At 59.8% G+C, this 4,901-nt stretch carries 4 protein-coding genes; all 4 read left to right on the forward strand.

Annotated features, from left to right (window positions below):
- The first annotated feature begins 50 nt into the window (after positions 1–50).
- The 4 genes from AC04PH_RS01860 to AC04PH_RS01875 are packed head-to-tail and all read left to right on the forward strand — an operon-like array spanning position 51 to position 4,241.
- Positions 51–1,760, forward strand: a complete 1,710-nt coding sequence (locus AC04PH_RS01860; RefSeq protein WP_483064042.1) for a type I secretion system permease/ATPase — start codon at positions 51–53, stop codon at positions 1,758–1,760.
- Positions 1,760–3,073 carry an HlyD family type I secretion periplasmic adaptor subunit gene (locus AC04PH_RS01865; RefSeq protein ID WP_483064043.1) on the forward strand — a complete coding sequence of 438 codons (1,314 nt, stop codon included), beginning with the start codon at positions 1,760–1,762 and terminating at the stop codon, positions 3,071–3,073. The genes AC04PH_RS01860 and AC04PH_RS01865 overlap by 1 nt, the downstream gene beginning before the upstream one ends.
- A 56-nt stretch (positions 3,074–3,129) precedes the next feature.
- Complete coding sequence (locus tag AC04PH_RS01870; protein WP_483064044.1) at positions 3,130–3,540, forward strand: MbcA/ParS/Xre antitoxin family protein; 411 nt, start codon at positions 3,130–3,132, stop codon at positions 3,538–3,540.
- Complete coding sequence (locus AC04PH_RS01875) at positions 3,534–4,241, forward strand: RES family NAD+ phosphorylase (RefSeq protein ID WP_483064045.1); 708 nt, start codon at positions 3,534–3,536, stop codon at positions 4,239–4,241. Before AC04PH_RS01870 ends, AC04PH_RS01875 begins: the two co-directional genes overlap by 7 nt.
- Positions 4,242–4,901: the final 660 nt, after the last annotated feature.

Here is a 4,901-nt window from a genome sequence, read left to right on the forward strand (position 1 = left end):
CGGCCTGCCGGGGCCGTTCCCTGACCGTTCATAGAGGCGCAGCAGCGATCGTGGCCAGGAAAGTCAATCTTTACAAAAAGGCCCTGCGCGGGCTGAAACGGTCGTTCATCGCGGTCGGGTTGTTCAGCGCGGCCGTCAATATCCTGATGCTGACCGGACCGATGTTCATGCTGCAGGTCTATGACCGGGTGCTGTCGTCGGGGTCCGTCGCCACGTTGCAGGGCCTCGTGATCATCATGGTCTTTGCCTATCTCTTTCTGGGGCTTTACGATTTCCTGCGCGTGCGGGTGCTGTCGCGTGCCGCCTACCGGTTGGATCAGGCGGTCGGGCGGGCCGCTTATGACATCTGGGTGCGGTCGGGCATACATCAGAACGCGACGATCCAGCGTCCGTTGTCCGATCTGGCGGTCGTGCGCGGATTTCTCACTAGTCCCGCGATCCTGGGGTTCTTCGATCTTCCGTGGATTCCCTTTTACCTTGTTATCGTCTTTATCGTGCATCCGTGGCTCGGTTTTCTCGCCCTTGGCGGAACCTGCGTAGTGATCGTGCTGGCACTTGCCAACCAAGTGATGACCCAGCGGCATCTGGCCAAAGCGATGCAGATGGACGGATCGGAATCATTCTATGTCGAACAGACCCGCCGCAACGCCGAAACCATACTGACGCTGGGCATGGCCGATCCGGTCGCCAATCGCTGGGGTGACATGCACACCGAAGGGCTGGCCACCGGCCAGCGCGGTGGCGACCGTGCCGAAGGCTTCACCGCCGCATCCAAGGCGTTCCGGCTTTTGCTGCAATCGGCCTTGCTGGGGCTGGGCGGGTATCTGGCGCTTCAGCAGGAAATCTCTGCCGGGATGATCGTCGCCGCTTCGATCATCGCGGGGCGGGCACTTGCCCCCATCGACCAAGTGATCGGTGCCTGGCGCAATGTGGTGCGCGCACGCGAGGCGCACAAGCGGCTCAAACTGGCCTTCGATCAGGTGCCAGCGCTGGAAACCCCGATCGACCTGCCCGCGCCCGAAGGACATCTTGACGTCATTGGCGCGACCAAATTCGCACCCGCTAGCGAACGCCGGGCGGACCGCGCACCGATCCTCGATCAGGTCAGCTTCAAACTGGCCCCGGGCGATGCACTCGGTGTCATCGGGCCAAGCGCATCCGGCAAATCGACGCTCGCGCGCGTGCTTGTCGGGGCGTGGCCGCTGGAAGCCGGCGAAATCAGGCTGGACGGGGCCACGCTGGATCAGTGGGACCCGATGGCGCTTGGGCGGCACATCGGATACCTGCCGCAGCATCTGGAACTGCTGACGGGTACGATCCGCGACAACATCGCCCGTTTCGATCCGCAAGCCGACGATCAGGACGTGATCGCCGCCGCGCGTATGGCCGGGGTGCATGACATGATCCTGCACTTGCCCGATGGCTATGCCACGCAACTTGGCTTCAACACGCAGCCGCTGTCCGGTGGCCAGATGCAGCGGATCGGGCTGGCGCGCGCGGTGTTCCGGGTGCCGCGCTATATCGTGCTGGATGAACCCAACGCTAACCTCGACGCCAGCGGTGACGAGGCGCTGACCGCCGCAATCACTGCCCTGCGCGAGGCGGGATCAACCGTTGTTGTCATGGCGCACAGGCCTAGTGCCATCGCCGCGGTAAACAAGGTATTGGTCATGCACGCGGGCCGGGTCGCGCAGTTCGGCGACAAGGCCGAGGTGCTTCAAAAGGCCACCCGTCAACCGCCCGTGCCGGAGCCCGTCTGATGACCAACATGCTTGCCGAAACACCTGATCTGAAGACCGGCTATCGCTGGCCCGCTGTCCTCGGGGTAATCGTTACCATCGCTTTTGTCGCGGGGGCAGGGGGCTGGACCTGGCTGACGGAAATCAACGGCGCGGTGATCGCGCAAGGCGGGGTCGAGGTCGCGTCGCGCCCGAAGTCGGTGCAGCATCTGGATGGCGGCATCATCGAGGAAATCCTTGTCTCCAACGGCGACACAGTGGAGCAGGGCGACGTGCTGATGCGGCTTGATGCGACGCTGCTTGCGGCCAACCTGAACATTTATCAGACCCGCCTGGCAGAGGTCTCTGCCCGCCGCGACCGCCTGATCGCCGAACAGGAAGGACGCAATGAGATTGCCTGGACTCCGCTGGACATTCCCACCGGTGACATCGACGTGGCCCTGATCCGCTCGGGCGAGGAAGAAATCTTTCGTTCGCGGCGCGAGTTACAGGACGGGCGGCGCGAACAACTGGCCGAAAAGATCCTGCAGTTCGACAACCAGACTGAGGGTGTGCGCGGGCTGATAACCTCCAAGGAGGATCAGCTTGCCCTGATGGAAACCGAGATCGCCGCGACCCAGACGCTCGTTGACCGTGGACTTGCCCGCGAAAGCCAGTTGTTGTCCCTCTTGCGCGGACAGGCGGATATGCTGGGGCAGATCTCCGAACACGCCTCGGAACTTGCGCGGATCGAGAATTCGATACGCGATACAGAGCTTGAAATCCTTCAGAGCGACCGTCAATTCCGCGAGGGCGTTGTGACTGAATTGCGCGATGCCACCACGCAATTACAGGAACTGTCGCAACAAATTTTCAGCACAGAGAAGCAGTTGGAACGGGTGGAAATCCGCGCGCCGGATGCCGGGCGTATCCACGAGTTGCAGTTTTCGACGATCGCCGGGGTGGTCGCCCCCGGGGCGGTGATCCTGCAGATCATTCCACGTGACGATGACCTGAGTTTCGAATTGCAGATCGACCCTGCATCGGTCGATCAGGTATTTCCGGGGCAGGAGGCTACGGTGCGCTTCCCCGCATTCAACCAGCGCACCACACCCGAATTGACCGGCAGCGTGACGGATATTTCACCGACCAGCGTGATGGACGAAGCGACTGGGCTGACATTCTATCGCGTTTCCGTCGCAATACCGGAGGATGAACTGGCCCGGCTGAGCGGGCTGGAACTGGTGCCGGGCATGCCGGTGCAGGCCTTTTTGCAAACCGGAAAACGCACCGTGTTCAGTTATCTGACGAAACCGCTCACTGAACAATTGACTCAGGCATTCCGGGAGGAATAGGGATCATCCTTGCCAAATGGCATTATAAACTCTATATGGTGCCAAAAGGAAATAAAATGTCTTTGCAGCAGCTTGAAACCAAGGCCCATGAATTTGTCCCTGATCCGATCACGGATGCAGAGGCAGGCGCAATGCTGCGCGCCGCGCTGACGCTGTTCGACAAATGGCGATTGACCGACGATATGGCGGCAATTCTGCTTGACCTTCCGTTGCGCACTTACCGGCGCTGGAAGGCCGGACAGCCGGGGCGTTTCGACCGCGATACAAAGGCGCGACTGTCGAATATTCTGGGCATTCACAAGGCCTTGCGAATTGTCTTTACGGAGCCTCAGCGCGGCTATGACTGGATCAAGGCGCCGAACACAGCGTTTGGCGGTGCTTCCGCGCTCGACGTCATGCAGCGCGGCGACCTGACCGATCTGATGCGGGTGCGACGCTATCTGGATTCAGTGCGCGGCGCATGGTGATCACACCGGACGCGGTGCCGATCAATCATGTGCTGTGGCCAGACGCGCGCCGCATCATCCGCAGCACTTATCCCCCCATCGACCTGTTCGAGGACATCGCCGACCCCGAAGACTGGCCTCTGCTGATCTCGGCCGAGCAAAAAACCAATCCGCGTTTGATGGACAGTATCGGTGCGCTCGATCTGATCCCCCCGGAGCGGCGCGTCGGCGGCCCCGGCGCGAGCTATCTTATGGCACCCTTCACACATACCAGCACGGATCGGCCGAGCCGGTTTTCGGACGGACGGCGCGGCGTGCTGTATGTGGCGCAAGACTTTGAAACTGCCGTGCACGAGACGATTCACCATCACGCCCGCTTTATGACGTTGACCGCGCAAACTCCGGGCTGGACGTCGCAGTTTCGCGAACTCGTCATGACAGTCGATGCGCAGGCGCATGACCTGCGTGGGCGGCGCGACGACCCTTGCCTTGACCCGGATGATTATGGTGCGGCGCAGTCGTTCGCTGCCGGTGTCCGCGCAGCGGGCGGCGAAGGTATAGTTTATCCAAGCGTGCGCGCGCCCGGCGCTTGCGTAGCCCTGTTTTTCCCCGACCTCGCGCGCGATCCGATGCAGGGTCGGCACCTTGACTATCACTGGGACGGCACATCGGTAAATCTGGTGCGCGACGCCGGAACGGGCGACGTTTTTCGCGTCGTCTGAGCCGCAGGAATTCCACTGATCGGACGGCTCAGCGAGAGCTATACAGACCGATTTCATAAGCGGTTTCTGCACACGACGGCAACTGCACTCTATGCCATGAAAGACTGTGCGAATCAGCCATTCATGACCTGATTCTCAATGGTGATTCGGAATAATGCCGCAGGTCGCGGTCAGGCATTCCATACCTTGCGAAACGCATATTTCGCTCGGTTTGCACTGAAAATTCAGGAAATTCACTGTTTTCACCAGATGAAAATTTGCAGATTAATAGCAAAATTCACGCTAAAGTTGTTCTTCACATAAATTTAACGTTTCTTTTTGAGTGGTTTACTTCGCATAACGCCCTTTCTGCTGCGCGTCTCCGCACACGTCGCTTGGTAAATATTTTCTTGCTCCACTGTACGATGCTGCCTAATTTTGGCGCATCGTGAAAGGCATATGACTATTTGAAGTGATCGGGAGATTGATTGTGCGGCCCAAAATTTCTGTGGGCAAACAACACGCACCGTCTTTTGATTGGGGGCATACCGCAGCTGCCTGAAGTCGCAACGCCAATTGTCTGGCAGGATCGGCTTCATTTTCATTTTCAGCGTGCCTGATGATCGGAGATTTCGCCGTGGCTTTGCCGCGGCCCGAACATAAGTACTGAGGGACGCGCTC

Source organism: Yoonia sp. KMU-150, assembly GCF_056858355.1.